The organism is Agrococcus terreus (assembly GCF_014645235.1).
GTDB classification, from domain to species: domain Bacteria; phylum Actinomycetota; class Actinomycetes; order Actinomycetales; family Microbacteriaceae; genus Agrococcus; species Agrococcus terreus.
The window spans coordinates 730,963-751,321 of record NZ_BMLM01000002.1 but is presented as its reverse complement, the minus strand read 5'-3'; the positions used below and the strand labels follow the sequence as shown (position 1 = coordinate 751,321).

Annotated in this window: 22 protein-coding genes; 16 read left to right on the top strand and 6 right to left on the bottom strand. The window is 75.0% G+C overall.

Translation table 11 applies throughout. The features are described from left to right. Positions 1–72: 72 nt before the first annotated feature. Positions 73–924, top strand: a complete 852-nt coding sequence (locus IEW90_RS13450) for a DUF1206 domain-containing protein (protein ID WP_188718773.1) — start codon at positions 73–75, stop codon at positions 922–924. 73 nt (positions 925–997) lie between these two features. On the opposite strand, the gene IEW90_RS13445 is transcribed toward IEW90_RS13450, so the two are convergent. Continuing rightward, positions 998–1,444: a hypothetical protein gene (locus tag IEW90_RS13445; protein WP_188718772.1), complete on the bottom strand. Its 447-nt coding sequence runs from the start codon at positions 1,442–1,444 to the stop codon at positions 998–1,000. Positions 1,445–1,547: 103 nt separating this feature from the next. Here IEW90_RS13445 and dcd point away from each other — a divergent pair, with 103 nt between their 5' ends. Continuing rightward, a complete protein-coding gene (gene dcd, locus IEW90_RS13440) occupies positions 1,548–2,129 on the top strand; it encodes a dCTP deaminase (RefSeq protein WP_188718771.1) in 582 nt (193 codons plus the stop codon). A 64-nt stretch (positions 2,130–2,193) separates the two neighbouring features. Continuing rightward, positions 2,194–3,111: a hypothetical protein gene (locus IEW90_RS13435; protein WP_188718770.1), complete on the top strand. Its 918-nt coding sequence runs from the start codon at positions 2,194–2,196 to the stop codon at positions 3,109–3,111. Positions 3,112–3,180: 69 nt separating this feature from the next. Here the strand turns inward: IEW90_RS13435 and IEW90_RS13430 are convergent, their stop codons facing one another. After that, a complete protein-coding gene (locus tag IEW90_RS13430) occupies positions 3,181–3,729 on the bottom strand; it encodes a 2'-5' RNA ligase family protein (RefSeq protein WP_229679681.1) in 549 nt (182 codons plus the stop codon). Positions 3,730–3,878: 149 nt separating this feature from the next. Here IEW90_RS13430 and IEW90_RS13425 point away from each other — a divergent pair, with 149 nt between their 5' ends. Continuing rightward, a complete protein-coding gene (locus IEW90_RS13425; protein WP_188718769.1) occupies positions 3,879–4,799 on the top strand; it encodes a putative endonuclease domain-containing protein in 921 nt (306 codons plus the stop codon). A 109-nt stretch (positions 4,800–4,908) separates the two neighbouring features. Here the strand turns inward: IEW90_RS13425 and IEW90_RS13420 are convergent, their stop codons facing one another. Continuing rightward, positions 4,909–6,381, bottom strand: coding sequence for an MFS transporter (locus IEW90_RS13420; protein WP_188718768.1), 1,473 nt, complete (start codon positions 6,379–6,381; stop codon positions 4,909–4,911). 193 nt (positions 6,382–6,574) lie between these two features. On the opposite strand from IEW90_RS13420, the gene IEW90_RS13415 reads away from it, so the two are divergent. Together IEW90_RS13415 and IEW90_RS13410 are read left to right on the top strand one after the other, a co-directional pair. Next, positions 6,575–7,057, top strand: a complete 483-nt coding sequence (locus IEW90_RS13415; RefSeq protein WP_188718767.1) for a cation:proton antiporter regulatory subunit — start codon at positions 6,575–6,577, stop codon at positions 7,055–7,057. 2 nt (positions 7,058–7,059) lie between these two features. Continuing rightward, entirely contained in the window at positions 7,060–8,211 is a 1,152-nt protein-coding gene (locus IEW90_RS13410) for a cation:proton antiporter (RefSeq protein WP_188718766.1), read from the top strand. A 28-nt stretch (positions 8,212–8,239) separates the two neighbouring features. Here IEW90_RS13410 and IEW90_RS13405 read toward each other — a convergent pair whose 3' ends face one another. Continuing rightward, complete coding sequence (locus IEW90_RS13405; RefSeq protein WP_188718765.1) at positions 8,240–8,923, bottom strand: DUF1345 domain-containing protein; 684 nt, start codon at positions 8,921–8,923, stop codon at positions 8,240–8,242. 260 nt (positions 8,924–9,183) lie between these two features. On the opposite strand from IEW90_RS13405, the gene dnaK reads away from it, so the two are divergent. The 6 genes from dnaK to IEW90_RS13375 all read left to right on the top strand — a co-directional run bounded on the left by dnaK (position 9,184) and on the right by IEW90_RS13375 (position 15,030). Next, positions 9,184–11,049 (top strand): molecular chaperone DnaK, encoded by a 1,866-nt coding sequence (gene dnaK / locus IEW90_RS13400; RefSeq protein ID WP_188718764.1) that lies wholly within the window; start codon positions 9,184–9,186, stop codon positions 11,047–11,049. After that, on the top strand, positions 11,046–11,741 hold the full coding sequence (locus IEW90_RS13395) for a nucleotide exchange factor GrpE (RefSeq protein WP_188718763.1): 696 nt from the start codon (positions 11,046–11,048) through the stop codon (positions 11,739–11,741). The genes dnaK and IEW90_RS13395 overlap by 4 nt, the downstream gene beginning before the upstream one ends. Before the next feature lie 17 nt (positions 11,742–11,758). Beyond that, positions 11,759–12,715 carry a DnaJ C-terminal domain-containing protein gene (locus IEW90_RS13390; RefSeq protein WP_188718762.1) on the top strand — a complete coding sequence of 319 codons (957 nt, stop codon included), beginning with the start codon at positions 11,759–11,761 and terminating at the stop codon, positions 12,713–12,715. Then, complete coding sequence (locus IEW90_RS13385; RefSeq protein WP_188718761.1) at positions 12,715–13,149, top strand: heat shock protein transcriptional repressor HspR; 435 nt, start codon at positions 12,715–12,717, stop codon at positions 13,147–13,149. Before IEW90_RS13390 ends, IEW90_RS13385 begins: the two co-directional genes overlap by 1 nt. An 82-nt stretch (positions 13,150–13,231) precedes the next feature. Beyond that, the gene (locus IEW90_RS13380; RefSeq protein WP_188718760.1) at positions 13,232–14,335 is read left to right on the top strand and encodes a hypothetical protein; all 1,104 of its coding nucleotides are present in this window, start codon (positions 13,232–13,234) and stop codon (positions 14,333–14,335) included. 11 nt (positions 14,336–14,346) lie between these two features. Further along, positions 14,347–15,030 (top strand): hypothetical protein, encoded by a 684-nt coding sequence (locus IEW90_RS13375; RefSeq protein ID WP_188718759.1) that lies wholly within the window; start codon positions 14,347–14,349, stop codon positions 15,028–15,030. 48 nt (positions 15,031–15,078) lie between these two features. Here IEW90_RS13375 and IEW90_RS13370 read toward each other — a convergent pair whose 3' ends face one another. Then, positions 15,079–15,540, bottom strand: a complete 462-nt coding sequence (locus tag IEW90_RS13370; protein ID WP_188718758.1) for an Hsp20/alpha crystallin family protein — start codon at positions 15,538–15,540, stop codon at positions 15,079–15,081. Positions 15,541–15,780: 240 nt separating this feature from the next. Between IEW90_RS13370 and IEW90_RS13365 the strand changes: the two genes are divergently transcribed. The 4 genes from IEW90_RS13365 to IEW90_RS13350 all read left to right on the top strand — a co-directional run bounded on the left by IEW90_RS13365 (position 15,781) and on the right by IEW90_RS13350 (position 19,474). Beyond that, entirely contained in the window at positions 15,781–16,437 is a 657-nt protein-coding gene (locus tag IEW90_RS13365; protein WP_188718757.1) for a dihydrofolate reductase family protein, read from the top strand. Positions 16,438–16,486: 49 nt separating this feature from the next. Then, a complete protein-coding gene (locus IEW90_RS13360; RefSeq protein WP_188718756.1) occupies positions 16,487–17,164 on the top strand; it encodes a response regulator transcription factor in 678 nt (225 codons plus the stop codon). After that, complete coding sequence (locus tag IEW90_RS13355; protein ID WP_229679680.1) at positions 17,157–18,572, top strand: sensor histidine kinase; 1,416 nt, start codon at positions 17,157–17,159, stop codon at positions 18,570–18,572. Before IEW90_RS13360 ends, IEW90_RS13355 begins: the two co-directional genes overlap by 8 nt. Before the next feature lie 80 nt (positions 18,573–18,652). After that, positions 18,653–19,474: a hypothetical protein gene (locus tag IEW90_RS13350; protein ID WP_188718754.1), complete on the top strand. Its 822-nt coding sequence runs from the start codon at positions 18,653–18,655 to the stop codon at positions 19,472–19,474. Between the two features lie 99 nt (positions 19,475–19,573). On the opposite strand, the gene IEW90_RS13345 is transcribed toward IEW90_RS13350, so the two are convergent. After that, complete coding sequence (locus tag IEW90_RS13345) at positions 19,574–20,170, bottom strand: uridine kinase family protein (protein WP_188718753.1); 597 nt, start codon at positions 20,168–20,170, stop codon at positions 19,574–19,576. Positions 20,171–20,359: the final 189 nt, after the last annotated feature.

Below are 20,359 nucleotides of genomic sequence, written 5' to 3'. Positions count from 1 at the left end.
GGGGCGTTCGCCGCGGTTCCGCTGAGCCTGCGACCAGCGGGCTCCCGGCGCGCCGAGCGTACGGTGTGCAGCATGAGCACAGGAGATCGGGCCCGCGACGCCGCCTCGAGCGCGAAGCGCGGCGCATCGAGGGCCGCGAGCGGGGCGCAGGGCGCCGCCGCGCAGGCGAAGGACCACCCGGCGGCGCGCTGGGTGCAGGGCGCGGGCATGGTCGCCAACGGGGTCGTGCACATCATCATCGGCGTCATCGCGCTCGGCGTCGCGTTCGGCGGGGGCGGCGAGAGCGCCGACCAGTCCGGCGCGATGCAGGCGCTGCGAGAGACGCCCGTCGGCGGCGTCGCGCTGTGGTTCGTCGCGATCTCGATGCTGGGCCTCGGCCTCCTCGCGTTCGCGACCGCGATCGCCGACGCGCGGCACGACAAGCAGGACGCCGCGAAGTCGGCCGGCCGCGGCGTCGCGTACGCGGCGGTGGGCGTGACGGCGCTCACGGCCGCGATGGGCGGCTCCTCCGACTCGGAGGGGCAGGCGCAGTCGTTCTCGTCGCAGCTGATGTCGGCGCCGTTCGGGCTCGTGCTCATCGGCGCGCTCGGCCTCGCGGTCGCCGGCGTCGGGGTCTACTTCATCGTCAAGGGCGTGAAGAAGAAGTTCCTCGAGGATGTCGCCCCGCCCGCGCGGTACCGGAGGCTCGTCGAGGGCAGCGGCACCGCGGGCTACGTGGCGAAGGGCATCGCGGTCGCGATCGTCGGCGTCCTCTTCGTGGTCGCGGCGGTGCAGCACGACGCGTCGGAGGCCGGCGGCCTCGACGGCGCGCTGCAGTCGCTGACGACCGTGCCGTTCGGGCAGGTGCTGCTCGTGTTCATCGCCCTCGGCCTCATGCTCTACGGCGCCTACTGCTTCGCGCGCGCGGCCTGGCCGCGCTGGTAGCGACGGCGCTCCCCGCACCATCCGCGGGCTGAGCCGTTCCGCGGCCGGCTCGACCGGAGGGAGGCGGCCGGCGCTACCGCGCCGGGGGCTTGTGCCGCGGGTGGGGGAGGATCGGGTTCCGCAGCCGCGCGAGCCGCTTCGCGAGATCGGCGGGCCGGACCGCACCGCGCTCGCCATCGCGCAGCGCCTCCGGCGGCAGGTCGCCGAGGGTCGCCTCGCGCCCGCGCCGCGCCGCGGCGCCACCGGTGGGCTCCTCGCCCGCGCCGTCCTCCGGTGCCGCCGGCACGTGCGGCGCGTCGTGCACCCGCAGCCGCGCGTCGAGCGCGGTGAGGTCCATGCCGTGCACCTGCAGGTCGCGGCCCAGGGTGCGCAGCACCCGAACGACCGTCTCGCGGTCCTCCTCCGAGACGCTCGCCGCGATCCGGCGCTCCACCTCGTCGTCGCCGAGCGCTCCGCGCGCCTTCGCGACGGCCGCGGCGGCGAGCTCGACCCAGTCCTCGAGCCGACGACCTCGATGCATGGCGCACCTCCTGCATCCATCGTCCTCCCGTCCCCCTGTGCGCGCGATGCGGATCCGCCGTCCGTCGAGCCGTCCGGAACGGGCTGCGCGGTAGCCTCATCGGGTGCTGCTCAGCGACCGCGACATCCGCGCCCGCCTCGACTCCGGCGACCTGGGGCTCGAGCCCCTCGACCTGGCGATGCTGCAGCCCTCGAGCGTGGACGTGCGGCTCGACCGCGGCTTCCGGCTCTTCGACAACCACAAGTACCCGTTCATCGACCCGGCCGAGGACCAGCCCGACCTCACGCGGCTCGTCGAGGTCGGCCCCGACGAGGCGTTCATCCTGCACCCGGGCGAGTTCGTGCTCGGCGCCACCTACGAGCGGATCTCGCTGCCCGACGACGTCGCGGCGCGGCTCGAGGGCAAGTCGTCGCTCGGCCGACTGGGACTCCTCACGCACTCGACCGCGGGCTTCATCGACCCCGGCTTCTCCGGCCACGTCACGCTCGAGCTGTCGAACGTGTCGACCCTGCCCATCAAGCTGTGGCCGGGCATGAAGATCGGCCAGGTCTGCTACTTCCAGCTCTCGAGCCCGTCCGAGCATCCCTACGGCCAGGGCTCGAACCTCAACCGCTACCAGGGCCAGCGCGGCCCGACCGCGAGCCGCTCGCACCTGTCGTTCCATCGGACGCGGATCGAGGGATGAGCGTGGCGCCGCGGACGAGCCCCCCGATGCCGGGGGCGGATCGTGCGGCGCGGAGGGGCGCGCGATGAGCGGGCCGCTGCAGGTGGAGCGCGACGTCGAGGTCGGGCGCTGGATCCAGGCGGCGCTCGCCGAGGACGGCACGGTCGCGGCCGTGGTGCCGGACGTGTTCGAGGCGTACGCGCGGGTGCTGCACCCGGCGAGCCTCAGCCTGCCGCCGGACGGCTCGCGCCGCGACCCGCAGCACCCCGAGCTGCCGTTCCAGCCGAAGCCCGTCGGCGTGACGTGGGCCGAGACCGCTGAGCTGCTCGGCCTCGAGCTCGCCGAGGGCACCTGGTACGGCGCCGTGGGCGAGCACCAGGTGGCGCTGGGCGACGGGCGCTACCTCAACCCGCCCGAGGAGGGCGACGCGCCGCTCGAGGTCCTGACCGCGATCCTCGAGACGGTGCTCGCCGAGGAGGGCGACGCCGAGCTGCTCGCGGCGGTCTGGGAGGGCCGGGGCCTCGACTTCGAGGGCACGGGCTTCGCGGTCATGGTCGCGGGCGACGAGACGATGACGTCGGCCGAGCGCGCCCGGCTCCAGGAGGAGCTGACGCGCCGCGCTCGCCTCGAGGCGGCCGCGAGCGTGGATCCGCAGGTGCGGATGGCGATGCGCGACGGCCTCGTGCTCGGCCTCCCGCGCGAAGGATGGGGGCGAGGGCACGTGCTGCTGCGCGGGCGGCTGCGAGACCTCGAGGACCCGGCGTGGGTCGATACCGCCGGCCTGGGCTGGCCGGCACCGGACGCCCGCCACCCCATCGGCCCCGGCCGCACGCCCAACCTGCTGTGGCCCTCCGAGCCGCAGGGTCGGCCGGCCTGGATGGTCGCGACCGACCTCGACCTCGACTCGACGGTCGTCGCCGGCAGCGCCAGGCTCGTCGGCCGCATCCTCGGCGACGACCGGCTCGAGGCCGTGCGGGCGCTGCCGTCGACGCGGATCGCCTGAGCGGGTCTCATCGCGATCCGTCGCGCCGAGCATCACGGCACGACGCTCGACGCGGGCTGTCGACGGGCGTCACGCGTCGGCGACGGCCGTGACCCTCCCGGACTCCGGATCCCAGTGCCGGAGGCCGATGGCGGTCGCCTCGATCGGGCCGCCGAGCAGCGCGAGCGCGCGCGGCAGCTCGGTCGCGCGGAGCCGCTTCGCGAGCGTGACGTGGGGGAGCCAGGCGGATGCGTCGTGGGCGCCCTCGACGGGCGTTCCCGAGGCGTGGAGCACCGCGGCGCGCAGTGCGAGGAGCTCCTCCGTGCGCTCGACCGCGCGCGCGAGCACGCGCCGCTCGCCGTCGCCCGGCAGCAGCGCGGGCGGCCCGAGCCGGAGCGCGATGGGGAGCGCGGGCGCGAGCGCAGGCTCGAGCGGACCGGACGGGAGCTCCGGCACGGGCAGCCCGGGCACCGCGAGCAGCGTGACGTGCGGCCGGTTGCTCGGCGAGCGGTGCGCGCCCATGCTCGAGAGCCCGGCCGCCTCGAGCATCGCCCACTCGCGCCGCACGGCCTCCTCGCTCGCGGCCTCGAGCAGGAGCTCGACGCTGCTCGCCCGCACCCGCTCCCGCTCCCGCTCCACCCCCTCACCCTCCCGCAGTCACCCGCACATGTGCATGAAACGGTTGCTCTGGCGGTGTCAGAACGGCCGTTTCATGCACATGTGCGGGTCGTCCACAGGCGGAGGCGGTTACGGCGCGGGCGGATCGGGCAGGAGACGAGGATGCGCGCATGCGCACGCCGAACCCATTGCCCGACGCCATCGCCGGGCGGCCGTTCCGGGCCGCCGAGGGCGCGAGCCACGGAGTCACGCGGCAGCGGATGCGAGCGTCCGACCTGCTGCGGCCGTTCCACGGCGTCCGCGCGCACAGCATCGGGTCGCTCCTCGAGGCGGCGCAGGCGTACGCGGAGCGGATGGGCGCGGGGCACGTGTTCGCGGCCGAGACCGCAGCGCGGCTCTGGGGCCTGCCGCTCCCCTCGGACTGGCGGCAGGAAGAGCCTCTCGTCATCGCCCGCCCGCACGGCGCGACGCGCGGCACCGGGCGCGGCACGCGGCAGATCGCGTACGCGGCCGGGCTGCTCGACGTCGGCGCGCACCGCGGCCTGCCCGTGCTCGGCCCCGTCGCGACAGCGCTCACGCTCGCCCGGCGCATGCCCCACGAGCCGCTCGTCCACGTCGTCGACGCGCTCCTCACCGACTCCTGGCGCTACCCGGACCTCGAGCTGCCCACGCGCCCGCACGCCGATCCCGTTGCGCTCGAGGCCTTCCTCGCGCGGTGCCGCGGCCACAACGGCGTGCCCGCGCTCCGCGCTGCGCTCCGCGACGCACGGCAGGGCGTCGACTCGCGGTGGGAGAGCGTGACGAGGCGTGCGATCGTCCTGGCGGGCTTCCCCGAGCCCGAGGTGCACCCGCTCGTGCTCATCGACGGCCAGGAGCGCCGGCCGGATCTCGGCTACCGCGATCTGCGCATCGCCATCGAGTTCGAGGGAGACGGGCACCGCGAGCGACGCCAGTGGCAGCGCGACATCGGTCGCTACGCGGCGTTCGAGGCGGAGGACTGGATCGTGGTGCGTGCGACGAGCGCCGACGTCCGCGGCCCGGCGACGCCGCTCATCCAGCGCCTGTCTGCCGCCTTCGCGCGCCGCGCCTGATGGCATCCCCGCTCCGGAGCGGCTCCTGACCGCACATGTGCAGGAAACGGTTGCTCTGCGCGCGCGAGAACAACCACTTCGTGCACATGTGCGGCTGTCGCGAGGCGGGTCAGCGCGGGGACTCGGGGGTGCGCGGCGGGGCGGGCGGCGCTGTGGGGGAGTCGATGAGGGTCGGCCTCGGGTGCACGGGGAGCACGAGCAGGAGGCCCACGAGCAGCACGAGCACGATGCCGAGGATGCCGAAGCGGGTGTCGCCGGCGATCGAGACGAACACGCCGAACAGCGCCGGTGCGAGGAACGACACCGCGCGGCCCGTGGTCGCGTAGAGGCCGAACATCTCGCCCTCGCGGCCCTCCGGCGTGATGCGCGCCATGAACGAGCGCGAGGCCGCCTGCACGGGGCCGACGAAGGTCGAGAGCGCGAGGCCGAAGACCCAGAAGAGCCCCTTGCCCTCGACGAACAGCACCGCGGATCCGGAGAGCACGAGCGCCACGAGCGAGACGATGATGACGACCTTCGGCCCGAAGCGGTCGTCGGCCCAGCCGCCCACGAAGGTGCCGATGCCCGCGGTGACGTTCGCGGCGATCGCGAAGAGGATGACCTCCGACGACGAGAAGCCGAACACCGACGAGGCGATGATCGCGCCGAAGGTGAACACGCCCGACAGCCCGTCGCGGAAGACCGCGGAGGCGACGAGGAAGAGCAGCGTGCGCGGCGCCTGGCGGCCGATGCGGCCGATGGTGCGGAAGAGGATGCGGTACGACTCGAGCAGGCCCACGCGCGGCGGGGCGGCGCCCGTCGGCGGCAGCTCGGGCACGCGCAGCAGCAGCGGGATCGCGAACACGAGGAACCACACCGCCGAGGCGAGCACGGCGAAGCGGATGTCGAGCGCGCCCCCGTCACGGCCGCTCGGCAGCGGCACGAGGCCGCCCGAGTCGCCCGTGCCGATGAACACCACGAGCAGCACGCCCAGCAGCACGATGCCGCCCACGTAGCCCATGCCCCAGCCGAAGCCGGAGGTGCGGCCGAGCGACGCCTTCGTCGACACCTGGTGCAGCATCGCGTTGTAGTTGACCGATGCGAACTCGAAGAACAGGTTGCCGACCGCGAGCAGCGCGGCGCCGAGCCAGATGTACTCGGGCACGGGCGCGACGAAGAACATCCCGACCATCGCGACGATCGTCACGCCGGTGTTCACCGCGACCCAGAGCTTGCGGCGCCCGCCGCCGTCGGAGCGCTGCCCGATCACGGGCGCGAGCAGTGCCACGAGCACGCCCGCGATCGCGACGGCCCACGCGACGATCGACGCGTTCTCGGCGAGCGCGCGGGTGAGCTCCGGCGAGCCGTCCTCGCCGGCGGCGTCGACGATCGCCGGGTCGACGAAGAGGTCGGAGGCGATGTACCGGCTGAAGACGAAGGTCGTCACGACGGCGTTGAACGACGCGGATCCCCAGTCCCACAGCGCCCAGGCGGTCGCGCGGCGGCGCAGCTCCCGCCGCTCGACGGGCGCGACGCCCGCCTGCGACGGCTGCACGAGCTCGGCGGGGTCGGAGGCTGGCCGCGATGCCTGAGGGGCGCTCATGGTGCCGAGCGTATTGCCGCGAGGTGGCGCGACGGCGTCGCGCGGGCGAACCGCGGGTGGCGCGTCGCGCCCGCCGGAGCGGTCGCCGGGCCGGACGGCCCCGATGCCGGCCGAGCCGACCGCCGCCGCAGCGCCCGCATCCCTGCGCCGAACCTGCGGTGCCGCGGCGAGCCCGCGGTGGGATGATGCGGAGGTGGAGATCACGCAGACGCTCCTGCCCGGCATCGGCGTCCGGTACGACCTGACGACGCGGCGCGGCGTGCCGCTCAGCATCGTCGTGCACCGCGACGGCCAGGCCGACCTGTGCGTGCTCGGCCGCGACGACCCCGACGACGTGCGGCTTGAGCTCGCGCTCGCCGACGACGAGGTGGACGCGCTCGCCGACGTGCTGGGCGCGCCGCGCATCGCCGAGGGGATGCTCGACCTCACCCGCGAGATCCCCGGGCTCGAGTCGGCGCGCATCCGGCTCGACGAGGGCTCGGCCTACGCGGGCCGCCCGCTCGGGGCGACGAAGGCGCGCACGAGGACCGGATGCTCGATCGTCGCGATCGTGCGCGCCGACGACGTCATCGCGGCGCCCGGCCCCGACGACCAGCTGCTGGGCGGCGACATCCTCGTCGCGATCGGCTCGCAGGAGGGCCTCGCGCAGCTGCGCGAGCGGCTCAGCCGGGGCTAGCCGTGCACGAGGTCGCCGCCCTGCTGCTCGAGCTGGGCGCGGTCGTCCTCGGGGTCTCGTTGCTGGGACTCGCCGCGCACCGCATCGGCATCTCGCCGATCCCGCTCATGCTGCTCGCAGGCCTCGCGGTCGGGGCGGGCGGATTCGTCGACCTCGGCCACGCGGAGCCGTTCATCGGCCCCGCGGCCGAGATCGGCGTGCTCCTGCTGCTGCTCATGCTGGGGCTGGAGTTCACGGCGCAGGAGCTGCAGCAGTCGCTGCAGCGGCACGGGCGCTCGGGCCTCGTCGACGTCGGGCTCAACGCGACAGCCGGCTTCCTCGTGGCGCTGCTGCTCGGGATGCCGCTGCCCGCGTGCCTCGCGATCGCGGGCGTCACGTGGGTGTCGTCATCGGGCATCGTGGCGCGGCTGCTCGACGACCTGGGCCGGCTCGGCAACCGCGAGACGCCGGCGGTGCTGAGCCTGCTCGTCATCGAGGACATCGCGATGGCGATCTTCCTGCCCGTGCTCATCGCGGTGCTCACGGGCGCTGAGTGGTGGCAGGCGCTCGGCGCGGTGGCGCTCGCGGTGGGCGCGGTGACGGCGATCCTCGTCGCCGCTCGCCGCGCCTCGGACGGCCTCGGCCGGCTGCTCAGCCACCCGAGCGACGAGCAGGTGCTGCTGCGCCTGCTCGGCGTGACGCTGCTCGTGGCGGGCCTCACGCAGCTGCTGGGCGCCTCGGCGGCGGTGGGCGCGTTCCTCGTCGGCATCGCGGTGCCGCCCTCGATCGCCGAGCGCGCCCGCTCGATCCTGGGGCCGCTGCGCGATCTGTTCGCGGCGATCTTCTTCTTCTCGTTCGGCCTGCCGATCGTGCCGGCCGACCTGCTGCCGGTGCTGCCCGCGGCGATCCTGCTCGCGGTCGTCACGTCGGCGACGAAGCTCGGCACGGGCTGGATCGCGGCGCGGCGCGACGGGGTGCAGCGGAAGGGCCGGCTGCGCGCCGGCGCGGCGCTGGTGGCGCGCGGCGAGTTCTCGATCGTGATCGCGGCGGTCGCGGTGGCGGCCGGCTACCCCGAGGTGGGGGCGCTCGCCGCCTGCTACGTGCTGCTCACGGCGATCGGCGGGCCGCTGCTCGCGCGCTGGATCGTGCGCTCGCCGCGGCGCGTGATCGCCTAGCCCTCGGCGAGGCGGCCGCGCGGGTCGGTCAGCCCGCGATCGAGACCAGCAGCGAGGCCAGCACCGCGATGACGACCGCGTTGTAGGCGAACGCGACGACGGACTGCAGGGTCGCGAGGCGCCGCGCATCCGTCGTCTCGAGCGCGACGTCGGCCGAGGAGAAGGTGGTCGAGAGCTGCACGGAGAGGTAGACGAAGTCGGCGAAGCCTCGCGACCCCTCGCCCGGGAACGCGAGCCCGCCCCGCTCCGCCCATCCGCGCATGTGCTCGATCGCGAAGATCGCGACGAGCAGCACCCAGGTGCCGACGACGCCCACGACGCAGGACGCGAGCACGAGCAGGTCGGCGTCGCCGCGCGTGGCGAGCAGCACGACGGAGACGACGCCGATGAGCACGATGAGCAGCGCCCAGGAGCGCGGCCCGCCGAGGTAGAGCCACCGCACGAACCGGCTGCGCTCCTCCGAGCGGCGCACGCGGGCGCGCAGCCGATCGCCCGAGAGCCCGGCGAACGCGAGGCCCGAGAGCCAGAGGAACGCGGGACCGTAGGCGCCGAACACGAGCGTCAGGGCCACGATCGTCGTGCCGATGTGGTCGAGCCGGCCGCCGCCCGCAGCGTGCACGGCCACGGCGACGCTCGCGAAGACGCCCGCGACGAGCGACGCGACGGAGTGCCGCGTGACCTCGCGATAGAGCCAGCGGCGTTCCCGAGCCATGCGGCCACGCTATCCGGCGGCCGGCGGGAACCGGCCCGGAGCCGCCCCGATCCTCAGAGCGGATCCACAGCCCAGGAAGTTGACACGCCTCGACTCAAGGTGGGAAAGTTGAGCCATCGCGACTCAAGTCGTGCGCCCGAGGGGCGCCGGGTCGTGGCCGGGGTTCCGGGGGACGAGTCCACCGCCGATCTGGGGGGACGTCGGTGGATTCCTCCACCGGAACCAGGCACACCGCGCATCCGCGCAGAGGAGGACCAACCATGGCACGAGCAGTCGGCATCGACCTCGGCACCACCAACTCCGTCGTCGCGTTCCTCGACGGCGGCGAGCCCACCGTCATCGCGAACTCCGAGGGCTTCCGCACGACCCCGTCGGTCGTCGCCTTCGTCAAGGACGGCGAGACCCTCGTCGGCGAGCCGGCCAAGCGCCAGGCCGTCACGAACGTCGACCGCACCATCTCGTCGGTCAAGCGCCACATGGGCACCAGCTGGAAGCAGGAGATCGACGGCAAGCAGCTCACGCCGCAGGAGATCTCGGCGCGCATCCTCGGCAAGCTGAAGCGCGACGCCGAGACCTACCTCGGCGAGAAGGTCACCGACGCGGTCATCACCGTGCCGGCGTACTTCAACGACGCCGAGCGCCAGGCCACGAAGGAGGCCGGCGAGATCTCGGGCCTCAACGTGCTGCGCATCATCAACGAGCCCACCGCGGCCGCGCTCGCGTACGGCCTCGACAAGGGCAAGGAGGACGAGCTCATCCTCGTCTTCGACCTCGGCGGCGGCACCTTCGACGTCTCGCTCCTCGAGGTGGGCAAGGACGACGACTTCTCGACCATCCAGGTCCGTGCGACCGCCGGCGACAACCGCCTCGGCGGCGACGACTGGGACGAGCGCGTCGTCGAGTGGCTCAAGGGCCGCTTCAAGGACCAGACGGGCGTCGACGTCTCGAACGACAAGATCGCGATGCGCCGCCTCAAGGAGGCCGCGGAGCAGGCCAAGAAGGAGCTCTCGTCCTCGTCGTCGACGAGCATCCAGCTGCCCTACTTCTCGCTCACCGAGGCCGGCCCCGCCAACCTCGAGGAGACGCTCACCCGCGCGCAGTTCGAGAACCTCACGAAGGACCTGCTCGAGCGCACCCGCAAGCCCTTCGAGGACGTCATCCGCGAGGCCGGCATCACGGTCTCCGAGATCGCGCACGTCGTGCTCGTCGGCGGCTCGACCCGCATGCCCGCCGTCACCGAGCTCGTGAAGCAGCTCACCGGCGGCAAGGAGCCCAACAAGGGCGTGAACCCGGACGAGGTCGTCGCCGTCGGCGCCGCCCTGCAGGCCGGCGTCCTCAAGGGCGAGCGCAAGGACGTCCTCCTCATCGACGTCACGCCGCTGTCGCTCGGCATCGAGACCAAGGGCGGCATGATGACGAAGCTCATCGACCGCAACACGGCGATCCCGACGAAGCGCTCCGAGACCTTCACGACCGCCGAGGACAACCAGCCCTCGGTCGCGATCCAGGTCTTCCAGGGCGAGCGCGACTTCACGCGCGACAACAAGGCGCTCGGCACGTTCGAGCTCACGGGCATCGCCCCGGCCCCGCGCGGCATCCCGCAGGTCGAGGTCACCTTCGACATCGACGCGAACGGCATCGTGCACGTGTCCGCCAAGGACAAGGGCACGGGCGCCGAGCAGTCGATGACGATCACGGGCGGCTCGAGCCTCTCGAAGGACGACATCGACCGCATGGTGAAGGACGCCGAGGAGAACGCGGCCGCCGACCACGCGCGACGCGAGGCGGCGGAGCTCCGCAACACCGGCGAGACGCTCGTCTACTCGGTCGAGAAGGTGCTCACCGACAACGCTGAGCAGCTGCCTGAGGACGTCAAGACCGAGGTGCAGGCCGACGTCGACGCCGTGAAGTCGGCGCTCGCGGGCGACGACGACGAGGCCGTGAAGACCTCGGTCGAGCGCCTGCAGCAGTCGCAGGGCAAGCTCGGCGAGGCGATCTACCAGCAGGCGCAGGCGCAGCAGCCGGCCGAGGGCGACGCCCCCGCCGACGAGCAGCCCGCCGCCTCGAGCGCCGACGACGACGTCGTCGACGCCGAGGTCGTGGACGACGAGGACGACAAGAAGTGACCGACGCCGCGAACGACCGTCCCGAGGGCGACGTGCCCGAGGGCCAGCAGGAGGGCACCGAGCAGGAGGGCGAGCCGCGCGTGCACGACAAGCGCCGGATCGACCCCGAGACGGGCGAGCCCCGCGAGCAGGCGGCTCCGGCCGCCGGCTCCGGGGCCGCCCCGGCGGGCGACGAGCCCGCCGCGGACGCCTCCGCCGACGACCTGAGCCCCGAGGACCGCGCGCTGCTCGAGGGCGAGGCCGCCGGCCTCGCCGCCGAGCGCGAGGCGCTCGAGGCGAAGGCCGCGCAGCACCTCGACGAGCTGCAGCGCCTCCGCGCCGAGTACGTCAACTACCGCAACCGCACCGAGCGGGACCGCGCGAACGACAAGGAGGCGACCACCGCCTCCGTCATCAAGGCGCTGCTGCCCGCGCTCGACGACCTGGACCTCGCCGAGAAGCACGGCGACCTGGCCGAGGGTCCGCTCGCGATCGTCGCGCAGAAGCTGCGCGGCTCGTTCGCGCAGCTCGGCGTCGAGCGCATCGGCGAGGTCGGCGAGGCGTTCGACATCGAGAAGCACGAGGCCGTCGCCCAGCTGCCGAACCCGGAGGTGACCGAGACGGTCGTCGCCGACGTCGTGCAGGTCGGCTACCGCGTCGGCGAGCGCGTGCTGCGCGTCGCCAAGGTCGCGGTCTTCGCGCCGGCCGAGTGAGCTAGGGGAGGAGGCGGATGGCCAGCAACGACTGGTTCGACAAGGACTTCTACGCCGTGCTCGGCGTGCAGAAGGACGTCTCCGCTGCCGACCTGAAGAAGCAGTACCGCAAGCTCGCGCGGCAGTACCACCCGGACTCGAACCCGGGTGACGCGAACGCGGAGGCGCGCTTCAAGGAGATCTCCGAGGCGCACTCCGTGCTCGCGGACCCCAAGCAGCGGCAGGAGTACGACGCGGTGCGCGCGATGGCCGGCGGCCGTCCGCGCTTCGCGCCCGGCGGCTCGGGCGGCTTCGAGGACGTCTTCGGCGGCTTCGGCGGCGGCCCGCGCGTGCAGTACTCCCAGGGCGACTTCGAGGACCTGCTGGGCGGGATGTTCGGAGGCGGCGGCGGGTTCGGTGGCGGCTTCGGCCAGCGCCGACCCGCGAAGGGCCGCGACGTCACGGCCCGCGCGGCGCTCGACTTCCAGTCGGCGGTGCAGGGCGACACGCTCAAGCTCACCGTCGGCGGCCGCTCGATGACCGTGAAGGTGCCCGCGGGCGTCCACGACGGCCAGCGGATCAAGCTGGCCGGCAAGGGCGACCCGTCGCCCTCGGGCGGCGAGCCCGGTGACCTCATCCTGACGGTCGCGGTGCGCCCGCATCCCGTCTTCACGATGGACGGGCTTCACCTGCGCGTCGACGTGCCCGTCACGTTCGCCGAGGCGGCGCTCGGGGCGACGATCGAGGTGCCGACGCTCGGCGGCGAGCCGGTGCGGCTCAAGGTCGCGCCCGGCACGCCCTCCGGCCGCGTGCTGCGCGTCAAGGGCCGCGGCGTCGCCGCGAAGAAGGGCACGGGCGACCTGCTCGCGACCATCCAGGTGGCGGTGCCGAGCCACCTCACCAAGGAGCAGCGGGAGCACCTCGAGGCGTTCCAGGCGGCGAGCCCGGCCGAGTCGCCGCGCGCCGACCTCATCGCGAAGGCGAAGGCGTCCTGATGCGCGGCGTGCCCGAGGGCTTCGACGAGACCTCCCCGATCTTCTCGATCGCGGCGGCCGCCGAGCTCGCGGGCCTGCACGCGCAGACGCTGCGCCAGTACGACCGGCTCGGGCTCGTGCAGCCGAGCCGCACGGCGGGCAACACCCGCCGCTACTCGATGCGCGACATCGGGCGGCTGGGGCAGGTGCAGCTGCTCTCGGGCGAGGGCGTCTCGCTCGAGGGCATCCGCCGCATCCTCGACATGAGCGACGAGAACCGCGAGCTGCGCGCCCGCGTGCGCGAGCTCGAGGGGGCGCTCGCGGATGCGGTGATGCAGCAGCAGGGGCGGCGCGTGTTCGCCGCCGGCACCGCCGGCATCACGACGATCCGCGCGGGTGCCCGCCCGACGAAGGCCAACCAGGTCGTCGTCTGGCGCCCGCAGCGGCGCGACTGAGCAGATGCGACCGGCCCGGCCCGGCGCCCCGAGGGGCGGCCGCGTCGGGCCGTCGTCCAGCGCGTCCGCGTAGGTTCGCCCCGTGGAGCACGACCCGACCGGCGCACCGCCGCCGCCCGGCGCCGACTCGCCGGTGCCGGCGGATGCGGCCGCGCGCGCGGCGGCCTCGGGCCGCGCAGCGCGCCTCCGGGCCTCGGCCGCCGCGCCGGAGGACCGGCTCGTGCCCGCGACCGCGCTCGAGCAGCGTGCGGCCGAGCGCGCCGCGCGGCGCCGTGCCGCGCCGCCGCCCGCGTGGCGGCCAGCGACGGTCGCGAACCCGGCCTCGGGTCCGTGGTGGGCTGGGCAGGTTCCCGGGTACGCGCCGCCGCCAGGCCATGCGCCGCAGCCACATGCGTACGCCCCGCCGCCGCCCGGCTACGCGCCGCCGCCCGGTTACGCACCGCAGCTCGGCGACGCACCGCGGCTTGGCCACGCGACGCAGCGGTACGGATACGCCGGCCCCCCGTACGCCTACGCGCCCCCGCCGCGCATCCCCTGGACCGGCCGGCAGCGCGCCGCCGCGCTGCTCGGCGCGTGGCTCGGGCAGACGGTCATGGCGCTCGCGACGCACCTGCTCGTCGCCGCGACGCTCGTCGTCGGGTTCGCGGCGCTGCTGCACGCGAGCGGCGAGGGCGTCGACGAGATCCAGGGCGACTCGCTCTCGTCCGCCGTCGCGCTCTGGGCGCTGCCCGAGCGGCTGTGGGCCACCGCGCTCGTCGTGCTGCTCGTGTGCGGCACCCTGCTCGCGGTCGGCTGGCTCGCGCAGGCGCTCTGGCAGCGGCATGAGGGCATCGCGCGGCCGCACCGCTCTGCGTGGCTCGCGTGGCTCTGCACGACGGCCGCCACGGGCCTCGTCGGCTCGGCGACGTGGCCGATCGCGCTCTTCACGGGCCTGTTCTCGCTGCTAGTGAGCACGGATGCGTCGCTCACCACCGGCTCGATGTGGTCGCTGCTCTTCGGCCTCCTGGCGATCGCGGTGGTGCTCTCCGGCGGCGTCGGGCTGCTGTTCGGCTGGCTCTTCCTCTCGACCTCGCGCGAGCGCATCGACCCGCTGCGCGTCGCCGCGGAGGCCGAGGCCGCCGCTCGCGCCCACGACGCGGCGGAGCTCGAGGGGACCGGGCGGCACGCGTGGCAGACGCGGGCGTGAGGCCGCCGGGCATGGCGCGGACGGGTGCGAGGCGACGGCCGGATCCGCTCGATCCCGCGCAGGCGGCCGCGGCCAGGGCGGCGGGCGCGCTCGGGCTGCCGCTCGTGTCAGCGGGGGCCGCGCTGGTGTGGGGGCTGCTGGTCGCCGCGCTCGTCGTCGCGGTGCTGCGCGCGGCGGTCGTCGACCTCTTCGACGATCGCGAGTGGACGATGCCCGTCGTGCGCTGGGTCGAGGGGCTCGACGCCGGCTGGCTCGTGCCGGTCGTGCTCGTGGCGGTGGTGCTCGCGGTCGGCGCGGGCGCGCTCGGCTGCTGGCTGAGCGTGCGGCGGCTGCGCCGCGGCGGCGTCCCGGATGCGGCGGCTGTCACGCTCCGCGGCGCCGCGCTCGGCACGGCGCTGCAGGCCGTGCTCTCGACCCTGTCGAGCTGGCTGCTGGGGCTGCTCATGCTGCTCGGCGGCGTCGTGGCGGCGTGGGTCGTGGTGCTCGCGTGGGTGCTGCTGTCGATCGGCGCCTCGGCGCTCGTCGGCTGGCTCGCCGGACCGCGCACGTGGCTCGCGATCGCGCGGCGCGAGGCGCGACGGGCCGCCGCGGAGGTCGCCGCGGCGGCGGGCGCACCGCCGATCGCCCCGCCGGTACCACCCGCCGGGCCGCCGGCCGCGCCGCATCCGCACGTGAGCGGGCCGCCGAGCGCGTAGTGCGCCCGGCGGCCCGCTCACGTGCTGATCCTGCGGTGCCGCGTGCGGCTACGACGCCGCGTCGGCCGTCGCGCGGTCGCCGGCGCCCAGCTGGCCCTGCTCGTCGCGCCGCTCCACCGTGATCTTGCGCGGCTTCGCGCGCTCGGCGACCGGGATCGTGAGCGTGAGCACGCCGTGCTCGTACGCGGCGTGGATCGCGTCCTGGTCGATGTCGCTGCCGAGGCTCAGCTGCCGCACGTAGCGGCCGGCCGGCCGCTCCTGCGCGAGCCACTGCGCGCCGTCGGCGGCGCCGAGCGTGCGCTCGGCCTGGATGGTGAGGGTGCTCGCGTCGACGTCGAGGTCGATGGAGCCCGGGTCGACGCCCGGCAGGTCGACGTGCACGACGTAGTGGTCGCCGGCGCGGTACAGGTCCATGGGCATCCAGCTCGCGCTGCGCTGCGTGCCGCCGCTCGTCATGAGCCGCGCGGCCATCCGGTCCATCTCGCGGAACGGGTCGAAGGTCAGTGCCATGACAACCACCTCCTCCACGTGGGGCGGCCGCCCTGCGCGGCCAGCCCGGGTGTCTGGCGGCTCCGCAGGGAGCCCCGCGGAGCACGATCAATTGTTGGCACTCTTCCTTGGAGAGTGCCAACGACGACCCTCGAGAACCCTCAGAACGAGCGGAGATCCGGCCCGACCCTTGCGCGCCTCCTACCGCTGCGGCCATGCTCGACGGGTGCCGCGACGGAGCGGCCGAGCGGAGGGATCCGGATGCGACTGGTCGCGCACGAGTTCATGAGCCTCGACGGCGTCATGCAGGGCCCCGGCGGCGCCGAGGAGGACGCGACCGGCGGGTTCCGCAACGGCGGCTGGGTCGCGCCCGCGTTCGACGACACCGTCGGCGAGGTCGTCACCGGCTGGTTCGCGCGCACCGACGCGCTGCTCTTCGGCCGCACGACCTACGACATGATGGCCGCCTACTGGCCGCAGGTGACCGACCCCGAGGATCCGGTCGCGCAGCGCCTCAACACCGCGCCCAAGCACGTCGTCTCGACGACGCTCGACGCCGCCTCCGCCCCCTGGCAGGGCACCGAGAGCGTCATCGCCGACGACGTCGTCGAGCGCATCCGGGCGCTGAAGGCCGAGGGCGACGGCGAGCTGCAGGTGCACGGCTCCTGGCAGCTGCTGCAGACGCTCATCGACGAGCAGCTGCTCGACGAGCTGCGGCTCATCGTCTTCCCCACCGTCGTCGGGCGCGGCAAGCGGCTCTTCGACGACGTCGCGCGGCCGAGCGGCTTCGAGGTGTCGGACGTGCGGGTCGCCGAGAGCGGCGCCGTGTCGATGGTGCTGCGGCCCGTGCCGTTCCGCACCGCCACCTACGAGGTCGTCGACGGCAAGGAGGTCGCGGTCGAGGAGGATCGCGGCTGACGGCGCGCCGTTCAGCGCGGCGTCAGCGCCGGGCGGCCATGCTCGGGGCATGCGGGTGCTGCTGGTCGACGACGAGGTGCGCCTCGCCGACGGCGTGCGCCGCGGCCTGACCGCGGAGGGGATGACGGTCGACGTCGCCCACGACGGCGTCGACGGGCTCTGGCGGGCGCGCGAGTTCGCCTACGACGTCGTGCTGCTCGACGTGATGATGCCCGGCATGAGCGGCTACCGCGTCTGCCAGGCGATGCGCGCCGAGGGCATCTGGACGCCCGTGCTCTTCCTGACGGCGAAGGACGGCGAGTGGGACGAGGTCGAGGGCCTCGACACCGGCGGCGACGACTGGCTCACGAAGCCGTTCTCGTTCCCCGTGCTCGTGGCGCGCATCCGCGCCCTCGCGCGCCGCGGCGGCCGCGAGCGGCCGACCGTGCTCGAGGCGGGCGACCTGCGCCTCGACCCCGCGGCCCGCACCGTGCACCGCGGCGACGCCGAGATCGAGCTCACGGCGCGCGAGCTCGCCGTGCTCGAGCTGCTCATGCGGCGGCGCGGCGAGGTCGTCACGAAGCGCGAGGTGCTCGACGACGTCTGGCACGAGGACTTCGAGGGCGAGGCGAACATCGTCGAGGTGTACGTCGGCCGCATCCGCCGGAAGGTCGACCGGCCGTTCGGACGGGATGCGGTGCAGACCGTGCGCGGCGCCGGCTACCGGCTGGCGGCCGACGGTGGCTGAGCGGGCGGGCGGCGCCGCTGGCGCCGCCGAGGGTGCTGCCGCTGCATCCGCCGCCGAGCCCGCCCCGATCCGCGCCGCCTCGCGCCCGCGCCGCCGTGGCGCCTCCATCCGCCTCCGCATCCTCGCCGCCGCGCTCGCGGTCGTCACCGTCGCCCTCGCCCTCGGCGGGGTCGCCGTGGTGTGGACGCTCGAGCGAATGCTCGTCGCCTCCGCCGGCGAGCAGCTCGCCGACGAGCTCGCCGCGCTCGCCGACGGCGTCGACGCCGGCACCATCCAGACCGCCGCGCTCGTCGAGCGCGACGACGACGTGCTCGTCGCGCTGCGCTCGGCCACGGGCGTCGTCGTCAACGCCGAGGCGGCCGCGGCGCTGCCTGCGCCGGTCGGGCAGGCGCCCGCGCTCGTCGACCTCGCCGGGGAGCGGCACATCGTCGTCGCCGAGCAGGTCGAGATCCCGCAGGTCGGGCCCGGCACGATCGTCGTCGCGCGCTCGGCGCAGGGCATCGACAACGCCGTGCGCTCCGCGACCGCCCTGCTCGCGATCGCCGTGCCGCTCGCCGTGGTGCTCGTCGGCACGGTCGTGTGGATCGTCGTCGGCCGCGCGCTCGCGCCCGTCGACCGCATCCGATCCCAGGTCGACGCGATCGACGCGACGGCCCTCGATCGCCGCGTGCCGACGACCGGCCGCGACGACGAGGTCGACCGGCTCGCGGCCACGATGAACCGGATGCTGGCGCGCGTCGAGGCGGGTACGAGCGCCCGCCAGCGGTTCGTCTCGGACGCCTCGCACGAGCTGCGCTCGCCGCTCGCCACGATGCGGCAGTTCGCCGAGCTGTCGCGCGACCACCCCGCCACGACGCCGCCGGGCGAGCTCGCCGAGGTGGTGCTCGACGAGGGCGAGCGGATGCACGGCATCGTCGAGGGCCTGCTGCTGCTCGCCCGGCTCGACGAGCACGGCGGCGTCGCCCGCAGGCGGGTCGACCTCGACGACCTCGCGCACGGCGAGCTCGAGCGGCTGCGCGGCCTCGGCCGCCCGGGCGACGGCACGGCGGTGCGGGCCGCGCAGGTCGACGGGGATGCGCGCCTGCTCGCCCGCGCCGTGCGCAACCTCGTCGACAACGCGCTGCGCCACGCGCGCGGGCGGGTGGCGCTCGGCACGGTCGTGCGCGACGGCCGGGCCATGCTGTGGGTCGACGACGACGGCGCGGGCATCGCGCCCGCCGAGCGCGAGCGCGTGTTCGAGCGCTTCGTGCGGCTCGACGAGTCGCGGGCGCGCGACGAGGGCGGATCCGGGCTCGGCCTGGCGATCGTGCGCGAGGTCGCGCGCGCCCACGGCGGCGACGCGTGGGCCGACGCGTCCCCGCTCGGCGGCGCCCGCATGGTGCTCGAGCTGCCTGCGGCCCGGGCCTGACGGGTCCTGCACGGGCTCGCTGAACAGGCGTTCAGCATCGTTCAGAGTCGCGTCAGCGCCGCCCGGGGACAGTGGGACCCATGAACGAGCAGACGCCCCGCGACCCGGAGACGACTCCCGGCGCGAACACGCCCTCCGAGCCGGCAGCCGCGCACGACCCGGCGCCGCGAGGCCCCGTCGCGCAGCCCGGCGAGACCGCCGCCACCGAGCAGGTCGCCGCAGCCGAGGCGCAGCCCGCCACGCGCGGCCGCGGCATCCTCCGCCCCGTCCTCATCGGCTCCGGCGCGGCCCTGACGATCCTCGCGGTCGCCGGCATCGGCATGACGATCGCCGACGCCGTGGGTGACGGCGACGACGACCCGAGCCGCAGCGACGTCGCGGCGACGGCGCCCGCGCCCACCGGCGACGCGGCGAGCCCGGGCGCGACCGACGCGCCCGACGACTCCGCCGAGCCGGGCACGACGCCCGCCCCGAGCGGCGAGGACCGCCCCGGCGGCGCCGCCGGCTCCGACGAGCCGAGCGACCTCGTCGCGGCGATCGACGCCGCCATCGCGGCTGCCGGCGGCGGCGAGGCCACGAGCATCGAGGTGGAGCGCGACGGCTGGGACGTCGACGTGCGCCTCCCCGACGGCACCGAGGTCGACGTGCGCGTGCTCGCCGACGGCGAGCCGGTCGTCCGCGCCGACGACGACGGCGACGACACCTCGAACGACCCGGCGCTCGACCCCTCGCGCATCGCCGACATCCGCGACGCCGCGATCGCCGCGGCCGGCGGCGGCGCGCTCGTGAGCATCGAGACCGACGACGAGGGCGGCCTCCGCTACGAGGTCGAGGTCGCGATGGGCGACGACGACGTCGACGTCGAGCTCGCCGACGACCTGTCGGTCATCGAGGTCAGCTGACGCCTCCGCCGAGCCGTCGCTCACCAAGGGGCCCTCGCGCTGCGGCGCGGGGGCCTCTGCCGTGCCGCTCGGGGGGTGCGAGCGGGCCCGTCGCGCGCGTCAGCGGCGCGCGAGCATCCGACGCGCGGCGCGCACGCGCACGGGGCGGCAGCCTGCGGCGGTGAGCGCGGCGACGATCGCCGGCTCGCGGCGCGCGAGCAGCATGCCGCGGCGCACGAGGAACGCCGGGCTCTTGCGGTGCTCGCGCAGGTCGCGGGCGAACCGCAGGCCCATCGTCACCCAGCGCGATCGGCGCACGACGAGCGCGTCGGCCAGGATGCCGCGGCGCTCGGCCTCGGCGACCACCTCGGCCACGAACACGCCCTCGGCGACGAAGGTGCGCGCATCCCCGAGCTCGACCGGGTGGCTGCCGAGCGTCGCGCTGCGCGAGATGTCGTACAGCGGCGCCTCGGTGGCCCCGGTGCGGGCGAGCTCCTCGAGGGCGTCGAGCGCGCGGTCGCGGTGCCAGGAGCCCGGGTGGTCCCAGTCGACCTCGCCGGTCTCGAGGCGGGGGAGGAGCGGGTCGTCGCCCTCGCGGTAGTAGTCGTCGAGGCGCAGCACCGGCAGGCCGGAGCGGTCGGCGATGCGCGACTTGCCGGAGCCGGAGGCCCCGCCGATGAGGACGACGCGGGCGCGGGGCTCGGCGGCGTCGGGCATGGGCTCCATCTTCCCACGCGCGCGGGGCGTCGCGGCGCCGTCGCCGCGCGCTCGCCCCGCGCGCTCGCCCCGCTCGCCGATCCGGGACCCCTGCGCGCATCGGGGACCCGCACGACGGGGTCCCGGATGCGCGGAGGGGTCCCCGATCGGGCGTCGCGTCGGCAACGGCGCGCTCGACGGCGGCCGGCG